This is a genomic window from Halorubrum gandharaense (assembly GCF_054654575.1).
The window spans coordinates 960,531-976,527 of the sequence record NZ_BAAIET010000001.1 but is presented as its reverse complement, the minus strand read 5'-3'; the positions used below and the strand labels follow the sequence as shown (position 1 = coordinate 976,527).

Sequence of the window (15,997 nt, the reverse complement as noted above, 5' to 3'; positions counted from 1 at the left end):
ATCCATGCGAGGTCGAAGTAGTATGCTCTCCTGACGGAGAGTAGATCAAAGACAGTTCCAGATGACCCCGCTCCGCGGGGTAATTTTATACATCCGACTGAAGTACGAGAAACTGCAATGAAATGAACATAGTAAACAAGACACACTTGCCGTTAATTCCGCGATGCGCATCGTAGCCCGTTTATCCGCGCGGGCGGACGCCGCCTACGACAACGCTTACCACCACAAGCTTCGCGGGCGGATGTGGCGGGCGCTCGACGACACCGAGTACGAGGCGGTCCACGACAGCAACGACCCGCCGGGGTTCACGTTCTCGAACCCGTTTCCGCCGGGCGACATGCAGGAGGGCGACGAGCGCACGCTCCTCGTCGCGTCGCCCGACGAGGAGTTGCTGACACACGTCGCGCGCGACTTCCAAGCCGAACCGGAGCTCAATGTCGGCGAGATGCCCTTTACTGTCGACGACCTCTCCGTGCTCGAGCCCGACGTGGGCGAACCGGGGAGCGCCGGCGTGCTCGAAAGCGGAACCGGGCTCCTGGTTCGGATTCCGCCGTGGCGCTGTGAGGACTACGGCATCGACCATCCCGGCGGCGACACGGCCGCGTACTGGCGCCCGGAGTACGGGACCGAACCACTCCGGTCACAGCTGGAGTCGAACCTCGACGCCAAGCACGGTCGGCACGCTCCCGACCATCTGCCGGGTCCCAGCGACCGGCCCGGGGAGCTGTTCGAGGAGTTCGAACTCCTCAAGACGTTTGCCGTTCCGGTTGAGGTGACGCAAGGCCAGGAGCTCACGTACGTGTTGAGCAAGTGGCGGCTGCCGTACACGGTACGGGACGACCATCACCGACGGCACCTCAACCTCGCGCTGTCGTGCGGGCTGGGGGAGCGGAACGCGCTCGGCCTCGGATTCATGAACATCACCGAGAAGCGAGACCCCTACGGCCAGCCGGCATCGGAGGTGCACGGCACGTGAGCCTGCTTCCCACGCCATCGGAGTTCAACAAGGAGTACGACGACGACGAGGAGCTCGCCGCCGCGCTCCCGGACCGGCCGATCTCGTCGCTTCGTGACCTCCAGTACCTCTACGGTCGTCTCTACACGCTGGCGACCACCGGCGGTGGCGACTACGCGTCCTACCTCACACCCGAGAAGTCCACCGACCTGTTCGGCGAGCCGGAGAGTTTGGCGATCCTCCGGGTTGACCTGACGGGTGAGGAGCCGACGCTGGACGACGAACGACCGGTCGTATTCCGCAGCTATCAGCGAGATGATGTGGCGTCGGTCGCCCACGCCTGGTATGATGCCGCCCGAGGATTCGACCACAGTATCACACACCGCACGGGAGCCGGAAAGGAGCCGGAGAAGGTGGCCGAATACCTGTATCAGCGGCTCACGTACTGGGCGGCCGACGAGGTCATTCAGGAGGCCGCCGCCGACCACGAGGACGGCTGGATCATCGAGGCGCTCGCCGCGCTCGGCGAGCAGGACGGCGTCGAGGAGGCAATCGTCGACGCCGTCACCGAGCAGATCGAGGGCTCGACGACCGCACTGACAACCGTCGCAGTCAAACTCGAACCGGACGGAGAGTACGAGCTCCCCGGCGCGTGCGGAAGCGACGTGTTCAACGCGGCGATGCAGGCGCGCAAACGCTCGAAGCTCGTCTCGAAGAACGCGGCCACGAACTCCATCGGGGATGCGACCGACCTCGTGACCGGTCGTGACGGGCCGACAGTGGGAACCGCCGAGGACCCGCTGAACTACTTCCTCGGCAAGCAGCTGGAGAAGTTCCCCGGGCTGGATCCGGACGAGGCGTGGCGTTCGCATCCGGTCTCGGAGGATGTCGCGGTCACGCTGATGAACGCCTCGACGTTCGTGGACGCCTGCTCGTACTACACGTTGGGGTCAAACGTCTACTATCTCCCGTACTTCTTCGGACGGCCGACACCAACGGACGCACGAGAACTCTACCGTGCGCTGTATCGGGTTGTCGATGATGAGAAATTAACATCCGTCGAGCGAATGTACCGTGACTACACGCACGAAAAGACTCGCGTGCAGGAGCCCGAGCGGCTGCAGTTCTACGTCGCCGCCGTGCTCCAGCACCAGACCAAGCGGTACGACGTGTTCGGGGACGACCTGAACGCCTCCCTGATGTACCCGGTCGAACTGGCCCGCAAGCATACGACTGTTCTGGAGTCGTGGGCCTTCGACGAGGAGGCGCAGCTCCCGCACCCGGACGTGCGTCCGGCGCTGCCGACCTTCGACAACTGGCCGCTGTTGCGCCAGGACGTGGAGACGACGGTCGGCACTATCGCCGGCGGCAACTACTTCCGGACCACGTTCGGGAACCCGGACGACGACGACACGGTGTCCGCCGACGACCTCCGAATCCAGGCGCTCGTCGCCGCGCTCACCGGCGGCTCGATCCCGGTTGACCGCCTCTTAGAGGAGTACGCCGACCGGCTGATCGAGGAGGCGGACGAGGAGTTCCCGTCGGTGTTCGTCTCGATGCAACACGCACAGCTGAGTGCGTTCGCGGCGGCGGACCTGCTTGCGGGCGACGACGAATCGCTGACGGAAGCGCCGAACTACGCGGAACCTCAGATGACGAACGACAATACACTATCACGCGCACGCACGGACGGCGGATCGAAGGCCGTCAAGCGGGCGCAGAAACTCGAACAGTTCCTCGACGAGACGCCGGCGCTATCGCCGGACAACCCACAGCGCCGCGGGGGATTCCTGCTCGGCGTCCTCGTGGGGCAGGTCTCCAGCTACCAGCAGTCGTCGGAGAATCGGTCGACGACGCTCGTCGACCAGTACTCGATCAAGTCCGTCACGGGCTCGAAGATCGAGCGTCTCGCGGGCGACGTGCTCGACAAAAACGTCGTGTACTCCCGCGAGAACCGGATGTCCTCGACGATGTACGCGGAGGTCGTCGACGAACTCGTAACGACGTTGCCACGCGCCGAAACGGAAGGCGGCTGGGACATCGACACGAGCGAGCTGCGCTACTACTACGCGCTCGGGGTCGCCTACGGCATGAACAACTGGATCCCGAACGACGAGGACGCCGAACAGACTGACGACGACGCGGACACCACCACTACCACCGATGAGTGAACACGCCTACGCAGACGAGGAGTACGAACCCGTTGAGAACCGCTCGGAGATCGTGTTCTGTTACGACGCCGTCGACGCCAACCCCAACGGCAACCCCCTGAGCGGGGCGAACCGACCACGCATCGACCCCCGGACCGAACAGGCGATCGTCACCGACGTCCGTCTCAAGCGGTATCTTCGCGACCAGCTGGACGCCGACGGACACGGCGTCTACGTCCGGAACGTCAAAGGCGAGGAGGGGAACCAGGCCCAACGATGGGAGCTCCTGGAGAACTGTCTCAGGTCGTTGGATCCCGACGACTGGGATCTCGACGACCTCGACGACGAGGCCGAAGCGGAGCTCCGCGAGGCGGTCTTCGGCGCCTTCCTCGACGATGCCGCCGACGTGCGCTACTTCGGCGCGACGATGAGCATGGACATGCAGGGGAGCTACGCGGGATTCGAGGACTACCTTCCGGACCACTTTACGGGTCCAGTGCAGTTCTCGCCGGGGAAGACGATCCACCCGGTCAATGAGAACGAGGAGTACAACAGCCTGACGAGCGTCATCGCGACCGGAGAGGACAAAGAGCAGGGCGGCTTCGACCTCGACGACCACCGCATCCAGTACGGGTTCATCGCCTTCCACGGACTCGTCGACGAGCACGGGTCCGACGACACGAAACTGTCGCCGGCGGACGTCGAGCGGCTCGACACGCTCTGCTGGCGGGCGATCAAGAACCAGACGATCAGTCGGAGTAAGGTCGGACAGGAGCCACGCCTCTACTTGCGTGTCGAGTACGCCGACGAGGGGTACCACATCGGCGGCCTCACCCGCGACATCGGCGTCGACGAGTCTGCATCCGAGCCCGTCGAGGAGATCCGGAACGTCCGCGGTCTCACCGTCGATGTCACGGATCTGATCGAGCGCCTCACCCGACACAGCGACCGGATCGAGCGCGTGCACGTCGCCATCAGCGACGTGCTGGACCTGACGGTCGACGGCGAGCGCCTGACGGCCGGCGAGCAGGCGGGCGACCACGGGTTCCACGACGCACTCTGCGAGGCGGTCGGCGACGACGCCGTCGACGTGGTCGACGTCTACGAGGAGGCCGCGAAGACGATGCCGGCCGCTGCGGACGACTGATGAGCCAACGCTCCATCGATGACTGGAGCGGGGACGCCGCCGGCGAGGCCGACGAGTGCCTCTCCTTCGAGCTCCGCGGTCAATGGGGGCACTTCCGGCGCGTCGAGGGAAACATCGTCAAGCAGACCTACCGTATTCCGCCGCGGACGACGGTCGCGGGAATCGTGGCGGCGATACTCGGCCTCGACAGGGACAGCTACTACGACACGTTCGCGCCCGACCGTTCCGCCGTCGCCATCGAGCCGCTGACGGAGTTGCGGACGATGAACATGCCACAGAACACGCTCTCCACGGCCAAAGAGCACATGAAGACGGTGCCGACGCGGGGCCACGCGCGGGTCTCGATGCCCGACCCGACCGAGCTTCGCCAACAGCACAACTACGAGGTGCTCGTCGATCCCGCGTACCGGGTCGATCTCCAGCTTTCCGACGGGTCGCTGTTCGACGAGCTCCGGAGCCGCTTGGAGTCGGGGACGAGCCACTATCCGCCGAGCCTCGGGCTGTCGGAACACCTTGCGGAAGTCGAGTATCTCGGCACCCACCAGGTCGAGCCGTGCGAGCGGGCCGATGTCGATGTCCAGTCGGTCGTCGTTGAGGCGGTCGATGACGTCGAGCTCCGTCCTGAAGCACCAGTCCGAGTCGAGCGATCGCCCGGTTTCATGGAGACCGACGGCGGCGGGCGAACCACGACCGAGTTTACCTCGATCGCCTACTCGCCGGAGGGCGAACCGGTCCACGTTCACGACGTGGAGACAGCACGCGTCGACGGTCGCCGGGTGATGTTCAGTTGAGCGGACTCAATATCGACGCTCCGCCGTCGCACATTCGGGAAGACGACGCCGCTCCCGTTCCGTTGGATGTCCACCTCGCGGATGTCGCCGAGCGCGTCGGCGCGGTCGCTTCCGACGACGCCACGACCGCCGACGGGAGTTCGGTCGTCGAACTCGGTCGACGGATCGCGTGGATTCACGACATCGGCAAGCTCACCACGTGGTTCCAGGAGCACCTGCACGCGCCCGACGGTTCTCCCCCGGTCGAGGGACCGTCTCACCACGCGCCGCTTGGTGCGCTCGTTGCCTATTACGCGCTTGAGGCCGCCGGATTCGACGGTGACGATCCGCTGGTCGGCTTCCTCGCGGTCGCGAGACACCATGGACGGCTGCCTGACACGGCGGAGTACGTTCGAAGGGCGACTGCGGAACGCGATGTCGGGCCACTCCATCGTCTGTTTCGTGAGGAGACGTTCAAGCAGATCGACGACATCGACTTGGAGGAGGCTGGTGTCGCTGACGCCCTGATCGACCGAGCAACCGACGGCGCGGGATCCTGGGACGGATTCCGAGAATGGACCGAGGATGCCCGTGAACGGGGACAGATTCTGGCGGTCGCCGAGCACGTCCTCGAGGGACGTGCACTCTCGTTCGAGTCTCCGGAGTCCCTCGAATCGGAGTTCTACGACGGAGCGCTTCAGGTGTGGAGTAGCCTCGTGTTCGCCGACAAGACGAGCGCTCGCCACCTGACGCAACCGGTTGATCTCTCGCCGGTGTCCTACGAGGCGACCACTCCGAGACGGACGGCCATCGACGCGAAGGTACGGTCGCTCCAGCGTGACGCCGAGCGCGAGGGCGTGGATGAGCGCACACAGGAACTAAACCGGGATCGGGAGAAAGCCCGACGGGAAGCGCGCTCGCAGGCGGAGTCGTTCGCGGCGTCCGGCGGATCCGTCGCCACGCTCACGCTTCCGACTGGGCTGGGGAAGACGCTCACCGGACTCGATGCCGGGCTGACTGTCCTCGACCGGAAGTCCGGAAACGGTCGGATCGTGTACGCGCTCCCGTTCACGTCGATCATCGACCAGGTCGCCGATGAGAGTGAGGACGTGTTCGCCGTCGATCACGCCGAGAGCGACGTGTTAACTGTCGACCACCACCTCTCGGAGACGAGCGTCCCCCTGCCCGACGAAATCAACGACCCCGAGGAGGTCTCCGACGACGCCCTCGCGGACGCGGAGTCGGTGCTCGGAGAGAGCTGGCGCTCTGGGATGGTTGTCACGACGTTCGTGCAGCTGTTCGAGAGCCTTGCCGGGCCGGGAAACGTGCAGTCGATGAAGCTCCCGTCGCTGTACGACAGCGTCGTGGTGCTCGACGAGCCGCAGGCGCTACCACACCGATGGTGGGCGCTCGTCGAGCGACTGGCTCGCCTGCTCGTCGAGGAGTACGACGCGACGGTGATCGCCATGACGGCCACGCAGCCGAAGCTGTTCACCGACCTCGACGACGGTGACCCGCCGGATCTCGTGCCCGACCCCGAGCGCTACTACGAGGACCTCGACCGCGTCCGGTTCGCGCTTCACCCGTCCGTCGAGGCTGCGCTTGACGGCGAGCCGGAACCCGTCGGATACGACGCCGCCGGCGCTCAAATCGTCGATGCCGCTACCAGCGGGTCGTCCGTTCTCTCCATCTGCAACACCATCGACAGCGCTCGCGAGCTGACCGAGTCGGTGGTACAGCAAAGCGACCCGATCGTGGTCAACGACGTATACGACGGGATACTCCCCGATGAAGAGGGCGTCAGCGCCGATGTCTCACCGGAAACGACGGTGGAGCGAGCGGTCGGCCGTCGGGTCGGCGACCAACCGCTCCTCGTACACCTCACGACGCGGCACCGTCCAGTCGACCGTCGACACCTGATCGACGTCGCCGTCGAGTTGACGAAGCGGGACCTCCCGATAACGTTCGTCTCGACGCAGCTCGTCGAGGCGGGCGTCGACGTGAGCTTCGACCGCGTGTACAGGGATTTCGCTCCGCTCGACAGTATCGTTCAGGCGGCTGGCCGATGTAACCGCTCGTTCGACCGGGACTCCGGACTCGTGACGACGTGGGTGCTCGAACCGCCGGAAGGACACGAGCGGACGCCGTCCACGTCGGTGTACGACTACGGCGGGGACAGTCTGACGAAGATCGCCGCGCTCGCGCTCGCCGACGTGTACGAGGGAGCGCCGATGGACGAGCACACGGTGACGCGAACCGCCGTCAACTCGTACTTCGAGATCCTCGACGAGCGTGGCGTCGGTGACCCCGAGTACGTCGACCACGTCGAGCAGGCGAACGCCGAGACGCTCGGGCGCCTGTCGCTGATCGACGAACGGCCGGCCGCCGAGGTGATCGTCACCCGAACGGAAGCGGAGGCAGCCCGCGTTCGCGAACTCCGCATGGCCTACCGCGAACACGACTGGGAGACGGTCGAGGAGAAACTCGGCTCGCTGAAGCCGTTGCAGGTCTCGGTGCCGATGTACGACGACGATGAGGAGGAGACGTTCAGCCACTGCCAGCCGATCCACGATCGCGACGACCGACTCCACATCGACGCCCGGAGGGAGCGGTTCGCCGGCTACTTCGACGAGACCGACGGCGTCGTCACGCCCGACGACACCGTGGAGGCACGCCTCCTATGACCGCATCCGGGTCCGATTCCGATGATTCACCCGACGACGGCGACCGCGGCCAGGGAGTTGGCGGGACGGACCCCGTCGACCGTCTCCGTAAAACCGCCGCCGGCGAACGCGAAGGTGACCCCTTTCGGGTAACCGGGGTGATGATGCAGTACTACTTCGTCTGTGAGCGCGAGCTCTGGTTCGCCAGTCGGCATCTGGAGATCGACCGTGAGAACCCCTCCGTGGTTCGTGGAACGCACGTCGACGATTCGGCCTACGAGGAGGAACGGGAGAGTCTCTCGCTCGGGATGGTCTCACTCGATCTGCTGCAGGACGGGCGAGTCGTCGAGATCAAACCCTCGTCCTCGCTTGAGGAGCCGGCCATGATGCAGCTGTCCTACTACCTCTGGTACCTCGAGGAGTTCGCGGACGACGAGCGCGACGGCGTGCTCGTGCACCCGACCGAACGCCGGCGCCAGCCCGTCGAGCTCGACGACGCTCGTCGCGAGAAAGTCGAGAAAGCGATCCGCGGGATACACGGCGTCGTCACGAGGGAGACGCCACCCGAAGCGACGGAGAAGCCGTTCTGCTCGTCGTGTGCGTATCACGACTTCTGTTGGTGTTAACATGGACAAGAACTATCACGTGTTTTCCGACGGACGCATCGAACGACGTGACGACACGCTCCGCGTGGTCACCGACGATGGTGACAAAAAACACATTCCGGTCGAGCACGCCGAGGCGGTGTTCCTGCACGGGCAGATCGACTTTAACACACGATGTGTCTCGTTTTTGAACGACGAAGGTGTGGCTGCACACGTTTTCGGGTGGAAGGACTACTACGCCGGGTCGGTCATGCCGGAGAAGGGACAGACGTCCGGCCGAACGGTCGTCGCCCAGGTCAACGCCTACGAGGACGAGGAGCAACGCCTCCGGATCGCCCGTCAATTCGTCGCGGGAAGCATTCACAACATGCGGGCAAACGTGTCGTACTACGAGAGTCGGGGACGCGACCTCGCCGGCGCGCTCGACGACCTCGACGCGGCCGCCGAACGCGTGGACGATGCCGACGATATCTCCGAGCTGATGGGCGTTGAAGCCACGGCCAAGAAGGCCTACTACGGCACTTTCTCGGCCATCCTCCCCGACGACTACCCGTTTACCGGTCGCCGATTCGACCCGCCGACGGATGAGGTCAACAGCGTCATCTCGTTCGGGAACTCGCTCGTGTACGCCAACTGCGTCTCCGCGATCCGCGCGACTGCGCTCGATCCGTCCGTGAGTTACCTTCACGCGCCCGGCGACCGCCGCTACTCGCTGTCGCTCGACATCGCGGACCTGTTCAAACCGGTGATCGCCGATAGAGTGATGTTCCGGTTGTTCAACCGGCAGCAGCTCTCGGACGCCGACTTCCGCTCGGAGGTTGGTGCCTGTCTGCTCTCGGAATCGGGACGCAAAACGTACACGAAGGAGTTTGAACGGACCTTAGAAGAGACCGTCGAACATCCGCAGCTGAACAGGAACGTGAGCTACCAGTACCTCCTCCGACTCGAAGCGTACAAACTGAAAAAGCACCTCCTCGCCGGCGAGCGCTACGAAGGCTTCCGGAGGTGGTGGTAATGTACGTGGTGTTGGTGTACGACATGGAGGCGGACCGAACCCAACTCATGCTGAAGCTCTGCCGCCGGTACCTCACGCACGTACAGAACTCGGTCCTTGAAGGGCACATCACCGAAGGTGACCTCGCTGCGCTCCGAAACGCCATCGAGGACCTCCTGATCGACGGCGAAAGTACGATCATCTACGAGCTGTCCTCCGAAACGCTCGTCGACCGAACCGTCTACGGTGAGGACCCCGCCGAAGACAGCCGGTTTCTCTGAGTGTCGACGGCGGGCGCCGTCGACCCCCCGGGGGCTCCGGGGTTATTGAGGGTCGACGGAAACGCTTGAGTGTAACCGGGCCATACAGGGTGTGTGGCGACCAAATTAGCCACCGTTTCAGACGAACCCTTGTGGGGTTGAAGCCGGGCTTGATACGCGATGTGGGTCCAGAGGCGATGGGTTTCAGACGAACCCTTGTGGGGTTGAAGCCCCGTGTTCGAGGCGGCCGGGAGCCCGCCGGCCATCGTTTCAGACGAACCCTTGTGGGGTTGAAGCTCGATCATGTCTCGTACCTCTCACACTCAAGCACGGTTTCAGACGAACCCTTGTGGGGTTGAAGCTTCGAGAGGTACAACCGCTGGCCGAGATCCCGAGCTGTTTCAGACGAACCCTTGTGGGGTTGAAGCTCCTTGAAGGAGTGCGTCGTGATGTCCTCCTCGTCGGTTTCAGACGAACCCTTGTGGGGTTGAAGCGTGTCCAAATGTAGGTCTCTCCGGGAATGTCCTCGGTTTCAGACGAACCCTTGTGGGGTTGAAGCGACCCACGCTTCGACCGATATCTCAACCGGCTCCGCGTTTCAGACGAACCCTTGTGGGGTTGAAGCGAAGTCAGCACCGAGCATTGAGGCGGTCGCGCCGGGTTTCAGACGAACCCTTGTGGGGTTGAAGCCTGTGGGTGCATGATGAACCCCTCAGTCCCACGCTCGTTTCAGACGAACCCTTGTGGGGTTGAAGCGCCCCGAGCGACACGCTATACGTGAACGCGTCGAGTTTCAGACGAACCCTTGTGGGGTTGAAGCGCCTTGACGATGGTAGAGATCGTTCGGTGACCGCCGTTTCAGACGAACCCTTGTGGGGTTGAAGCACCGCCGAACCGTTCGCGGAGACGGTGTACTACATCGGTTTCAGACGAACCCTTGTGGGGTTGAAGCGGACGCCTCGGCCTGCGCGTTCACTACGGCCTCTTGGTTTCAGACGAACCCTTGTGGGGTTGAAGCACGCGGAGCGAGCCGCAGAGCGACGACAACTACAGTTTCAGACGAACCCTTGTGGGGTTGAAGCGCGGAGGTGGACGTCCACGTTCCGGAGTTCGACGAGTTTCAGACGAACCCTTGTGGGGTTGAAGCGCTCATCTCGATAGAGCGCTCGTCGAGCGAGGACGAGTTTCAGACGAACCCTTGTGGGGTTGAAGCACCATCTTCACCGGCGCCGGGCCCGCGATCAGCTTCGTTTCAGACGAACCCTTGTGGGGTTGAAGCCCGATGATCTGGCTCGACGAAGACGACGTCCCCGACGTTTCAGACGAACCCTTGTGGGGTTGAAGCATCACCGACTCCATGCGCGAGCGTATCTCGGATGTGGTTTCAGACGAACCCTTGTGGGGTTGAAGCTTTCCGAAGAGCAGCCGTGTGAGGTGGTCTGACGGTTTCAGACGAACCCTTGTGGGGTTGAAGCATCGACGAGTGGATTAGCGGGATTCTTGGTGTGCCTGGTTTCAGACGAACCCTTGTGGGGTTGAAGCCTCGCTATGGTGAGGTAGACGATGGACAAGGACAAGTTTCAGACGAACCCTTGTGGGGTTGAAGCCATGACGAGAGTAGCACTCACGAAATTGACAGTCAGTTTCAGACGAACCCTTGTGGGGTTGAAGCACACGCGCATACGTGTGAGTTGCGACGTGTGACCTGTTTCAGACGAACCCTTGTGGGGTTGAAGCGCGACGTTTACCGGCGACCACATGCGCGGGTGTGGTTTCAGACGAACCCTTGTGGGGTTGAAGCTTACGTCGCATACGGCGGGAGTGACGACAACACGGTTTCAGACGAACCCTTGTGGGGTTGAAGCGGCATGGTCGCCGCGTTGCTGTGGACTTCACCCGAGGACTTGTTTCAGACGAACCCTTGTGGGGTTGAAGCTCGACAAGCGGTCGATGGAGAACTCAAAAAAGACGAGTTTCAGACGAACCCTTGTGGGGTTGAAGCGCCGTCACCCCCGTGCCGGAAGCAGGGCTCGCCGGGTTTCAGACGAACCCTTGTGGGGTTGAAGCAGCCCACTTACTGAATCGGGGGGTACCGTGCGGGGAGTTTCAGACGAACCCTTGTGGGGTTGAAGCCCATTAACAGTTAACAGTAAGACAGATAGGGCCACCGTTTCAGACGAACCCTTGTGGGGTTGAAGCTCGAGGTTGCGGACATGACGCAGACCGCGTGGGCAGTTTCAGACGAACCCTTGTGGGGTTGAAGCGATGATCTCTCCGCCCTGTTCGTCCACGTACGTGGTGGTTTCAGACGAACCCTTGTGGGGTTGAAGCAAATTCACGACGAGAGACGCGCCGCACGCACGGTATAGTTTCAGACGAACCCTTGTGGGGTTGAAGCGAACTGCGCGCCCGGGACGATGGTGTCGAAGTGGTTTCAGACGAACCCTTGTGGGGTTGAAGCCAATACCGCCAGGACATCCGATTCGAGCATGATAGCGGTTTCAGACGAACCCTTGTGGGGTTGAAGCCGGTGTCCGGAGTGCGGCCGGCGCTGTACGCGCGGTTTCAGACGAACCCTTGTGGGGTTGAAGCCGGCCGCGACGGCCGCGGCCGGGGTTGCGGACGTGGGTTTCAGACGAACCCTTGTGGGGTTGAAGCTCGTCGAGCGCCTTATCCCGACCACGGCGGACCAAGTTTCAGACGAACCCTTGTGGGGTTGAAGCTCGTACCACTCTTCGATGCTCTCGGCGGTACTCGGAGTTTCAGACGAACCCTTGTGGGGTTGAAGCGTCGGTGATCGTGTAGTCGAGTCGCTGTACGAGGTCGTTTCAGACGAACCCTTGTGGGGTTGAAGCTGGTTACAGTGTTGTTGAGAGGTGTAACCGTGGTGTTTCAGACGAACCCTTGTGGGGTTGAAGCGACGACCCGAACGACGCCCTGCCGAGTCTTTCAGAGCGTTTCAGACGAACCCTTGTGGGGTTGAAGCCTCGTACATGATACGCGTATAGAGAAACAGCATCGGGTTTCAGACGAACCCTTGTGGGGTTGAAGCCGACGCCGAGCACGCCGTCGGCGATGGTGTCGGCGGTTTCAGACGAACCCTTGTGGGGTTGAAGCAGCCTTGGTGACGTTCCGCCCGGGGACGTAGAACACGTTTCAGACGAACCCTTGTGGGGTTGAAGCTTAATCCGCGCGGCCGTCGCACCGTCGCAGGCCATCGTTTCAGACGAACCCTTGTGGGGTTGAAGCCTTGATGATCTGGACGCCACCCTCGGGCGTGGCGAGTTTCAGACGAACCCTTGTGGGGTTGAAGCCATCTTCGAAAGGTGCGCGTCGCGGAAGTAGCGCAGGTTTCAGACGAACCCTTGTGGGGTTGAAGCATCCCGACCGTCTTCGCGGCCATCTGCGGGTCGTTTCAGACGAACCCTTGTGGGGTTGAAGCGGCGTGAGCATGGAGTCGCACCCGGTGTACATCTCGTTTCAGACGAACCCTTGTGGGGTTGAAGCGCCGTCGATATACTGAACCGTCATCTCGCCGGCTCTGTTTCAGACGAACCCTTGTGGGGTTGAAGCATACTTAATACTTCACACGTCGCAACTCACACATGCGTTTCAGACGAACCCTTGTGGGGTTGAAGCGGGCGTCGGCCAGCGACACGGTTCGATGTCAACAACGTTTCAGACGAACCCTTGTGGGGTTGAAGCAGATAGAGGCCGTCGTTCGCGCGGAGCCAGGCCAGTTTCAGACGAACCCTTGTGGGGTTGAAGCATCGGCCAGACGATGACCGTGCTCGGCGACGCCGCAGTTTCAGACGAACCCTTGTGGGGTTGAAGCGTGAGATAGGCCACGAGCACCCACAGCGCGCCGGCGAGTTTCAGACGAACCCTTGTGGGGTTGAAGCGACTACGACACCGACGCGACCGGGCCGCTGGCCGAGTTTCAGACGAACCCTTGTGGGGTTGAAGCGACCGATCCGGCCCCGAAGTTGATCGCCTCCCATGACGTTTCAGACGAACCCTTGTGGGGTTGAAGCTCCGGGGACGGACGTGTCGTCGTGGACGCCGTCGTGTTTCAGACGAACCCTTGTGGGGTTGAAGCACACAATCCGAGCTGCGTCGACGTCGGGCGAAAGGGTTTCAGACGAACCCTTGTGGGGTTGAAGCATGTCCCGACCCGTGACGAGACGGTTCAGATACTCGTTTCAGACGAACCCTTGTGGGGTTGAAGCGCGGTGCTCATCAACAAGGTGATGGCGAAAGGGATTGTTTCAGACGAACCCTTGTGGGGTTGAAGCTCGTCACCGAAGGCTCGGCGGTAGCTCTGGGAGAGTTTCAGACGAACCCTTGTGGGGTTGAAGCCCCGATCTCGCTCTGGGTCATGCCGCAGTCGGCCATGTTTCAGACGAACCCTTGTGGGGTTGAAGCACGCCTCCACCACCTCGCGGTCCTCCAGCTCGTCGGCGTTTCAGACGAACCCTTGTGGGGTTGAAGCTCCGTCTGTGTTTGCGTCGTCATGATGGCAGCGGTAGTTTCAGACGAACCCTTGTGGGGTTGAAGCTCGGCGTCGGCCTTCGTCTCGAGGATCTCCGCGTCGGTTTCAGACGAACCCTTGTGGGGTTGAAGCGACCGGAGCCAGCCGAGCACCAGGAACCCGACGAGCGTTTCAGACGAACCCTTGTGGGGTTGAAGCGGCGAGCTCGCTGTCACCGAGCAGAAGACCGACCAGTTTCAGACGAACCCTTGTGGGGTTGAAGCTCCGACTTGGAAGCTACCGCATTCAGGACACCCATGTTTCAGACGAACCCTTGTGGGGTTGAAGCTACAGTTAGTCTTGGAAGGCCGAGTAAACTGGGCCAGTTTCAGACGAACCCTTGTGGGGTTGAAGCGTAGGCCATCTGTAGCATTCCCAACATCTGGGAACGGTTTCAGACGAACCCTTGTGGGGTTGAAGCCACGTCTCAGCCATCGGACCACCGAGCGACCGGCTCGTTTCAGACGAACCCTTGTGGGGTTGAAGCGGGGGCGCCATGGAATTGGTGCCTATCGTTCTCCTGGTTTCAGACGAACCCTTGTGGGGTTGAAGCCTGTAGGCCGCTCACGTGCGATTTGAGCGACTTCCAGTTTCAGACGAACCCTTGTGGGGTTGAAGCCGGGGTTGTCAATGTGAGTCCTCTCGATCTCAGCATGTTTCAGACGAACCCTTGTGGGGTTGAAGCCGCCGCCCGTGACGGCCCGACCCCATCGACGGTTGTTTCAGACGAACCCTTGTGGGGTTGAAGCCTCCAGGGGACGGTCGAGCATGGAGTCAGCAGCGGAGTTTCAGACGAACCCTTGTGGGGTTGAAGCTTGGAACTCCTCGACGCCGTCGTAGTCGCCCTCTCTCGTTTCAGACGAACCCTTGTGGGGTTGAAGCATGACCAAGAGCGGCATCCAAGAACGGATGGCCTGGTTTCAGACGAACCCTTGTGGGGTTGAAGCACGCCATCACGGAGCCGTACGGACTCCTGCGACAAGTTTCAGACGAACCCTTGTGGGGTTGAAGCCAGACAGGCATTGATGCAAGCCGTCAGGCGCCGGCGGTTTCAGACGAACCCTTGTGGGGTTGAAGCGGATACGAAGCCGAAGGGAATAGAGCCGTAGGCAGGTTTCAGACGAACCCTTGTGGGGTTGAAGCACGCATGACCACGACACACGACCACGACGATCAAGGCGTTTCAGACGAACCCTTGTGGGGTTGAAGCCGCAAGCAGTACCAGATCGGCGAGGTGAGCTCGCTGTTTCAGACGAACCCTTGTGGGGTTGAAGCCGGCCAACGAGGAACTCACCGAAGAGGAACGTGAGGTTTCAGACGAACCCTTGTGGGGTTGAAGCGTCCCCGACGACGACGGCGCGGACGTACTCGTGGAGGTTTCAGACGAACCCTTGTGGGGTTGAAGCGGCCCAGAGAAGACGACGATCGACCCGTTCGAGTTGTGTTTCAGACGAACCCTTGTGGGGTTGAAGCTTCGAGCTCGCCGGTGCGCTCGAAGCCCTCCAGGTCGTTTCAGACGAACCCTTGTGGGGTTGAAGCGGGTTGAGACCAACCCCGCATCCGGGTCGGGGGGGTGTTTCAGACGAACCCTTGTGGGGTTGAAGCGTCACGTCACCGCCGATGGAGAACGAACTGAGCACACGTTTCAGACGAACCCTTGTGGGGTTGAAGCAGCCGCTCGCCAAACTCGGGCCTGAGGAGCGGAGTTTCAGACGAACCCTTGTGGGGTTGAAGCGGGCGCGGGTCGTCGCACACGACAAACACCAAGCGGTTTCAGACGAACCCTTGTGGGGTTGAAGCACCCGCACCATCTGGATGTTCGGGATCTCCTCGTCGGTTTCAGACGAACCCTTGTGGGGTTGAAGCGCCGTCGATGAACAGCCGGCCCTCGATGTGGACCCCGTTTCAGACGAACCCTTGTG

The 15,997-nt window shown here is 62.2% G+C and carries 8 protein-coding genes and 1 CRISPR repeat array (1 of these 9 running past the window's edge); all 8 genes read left to right on the top strand.

The window, feature by feature from the left end:
- Positions 1 to 163: 163 nt before the first annotated feature.
- From cas6 to cas2, 8 genes are read left to right on the top strand one after another with little or no spacing between them, the layout of a single operon-like run.
- Positions 164 to 976: a CRISPR-associated endoribonuclease Cas6 gene (cas6, locus tag ACYQ07_RS04600; protein ID WP_459878020.1), complete on the top strand. Its 813-nt coding sequence runs from the start codon at positions 164 to 166 to the stop codon at positions 974 to 976.
- A complete protein-coding gene (cas8b, locus tag ACYQ07_RS04595) occupies positions 973 to 3,126 on the top strand; it encodes a type I-B CRISPR-associated protein Cas8b/Csh1 (protein ID WP_459878017.1) in 2,154 nt (717 codons plus the stop codon). The genes cas6 and cas8b overlap by 4 nt, the downstream gene beginning before the upstream one ends.
- Positions 3,119 to 4,252: a type I-B CRISPR-associated protein Cas7/Csh2 gene (gene cas7b / locus ACYQ07_RS04590; protein WP_459878014.1), complete on the top strand. Its 1,134-nt coding sequence runs from the start codon at positions 3,119 to 3,121 to the stop codon at positions 4,250 to 4,252. Before cas8b ends, cas7b begins: the two co-directional genes overlap by 8 nt.
- A complete protein-coding gene (gene cas5b, locus ACYQ07_RS04585; RefSeq protein ID WP_459878011.1) occupies positions 4,252 to 5,043 on the top strand; it encodes a type I-B CRISPR-associated protein Cas5b in 792 nt (263 codons plus the stop codon). Before cas7b ends, cas5b begins: the two co-directional genes overlap by 1 nt.
- Positions 5,040 to 7,706, top strand: coding sequence for a CRISPR-associated endonuclease Cas3'' (locus tag ACYQ07_RS04580; RefSeq protein ID WP_459878008.1), 2,667 nt, complete (start codon positions 5,040 to 5,042; stop codon positions 7,704 to 7,706). The genes cas5b and ACYQ07_RS04580 overlap by 4 nt, the downstream gene beginning before the upstream one ends.
- Positions 7,703 to 8,311 carry a CRISPR-associated protein Cas4 gene (locus ACYQ07_RS04575; RefSeq protein ID WP_459878005.1) on the top strand — a complete coding sequence of 203 codons (609 nt, stop codon included), beginning with the start codon at positions 7,703 to 7,705 and terminating at the stop codon, positions 8,309 to 8,311. Before ACYQ07_RS04580 ends, ACYQ07_RS04575 begins: the two co-directional genes overlap by 4 nt.
- A gap of 1 nt (position 8,312) precedes the next feature.
- Complete coding sequence (gene cas1b, locus ACYQ07_RS04570) at positions 8,313 to 9,305, top strand: type I-B CRISPR-associated endonuclease Cas1b (protein WP_459878003.1); 993 nt, start codon at positions 8,313 to 8,315, stop codon at positions 9,303 to 9,305.
- The gene (cas2, locus tag ACYQ07_RS04565; protein ID WP_459878001.1) at positions 9,305 to 9,565 is read left to right on the top strand and encodes a CRISPR-associated endonuclease Cas2; all 261 of its coding nucleotides are present in this window, start codon (positions 9,305 to 9,307) and stop codon (positions 9,563 to 9,565) included. The genes cas1b and cas2 overlap by 1 nt, the downstream gene beginning before the upstream one ends.
- 114 nt (positions 9,566 to 9,679) lie before the next feature.
- A CRISPR array of direct repeats spans positions 9,680 to 15,997; the repeat unit is 30 nt; unit sequence GTTTCAGACGAACCCTTGTGGGGTTGAAGC; it runs 533 nt beyond the window's last position.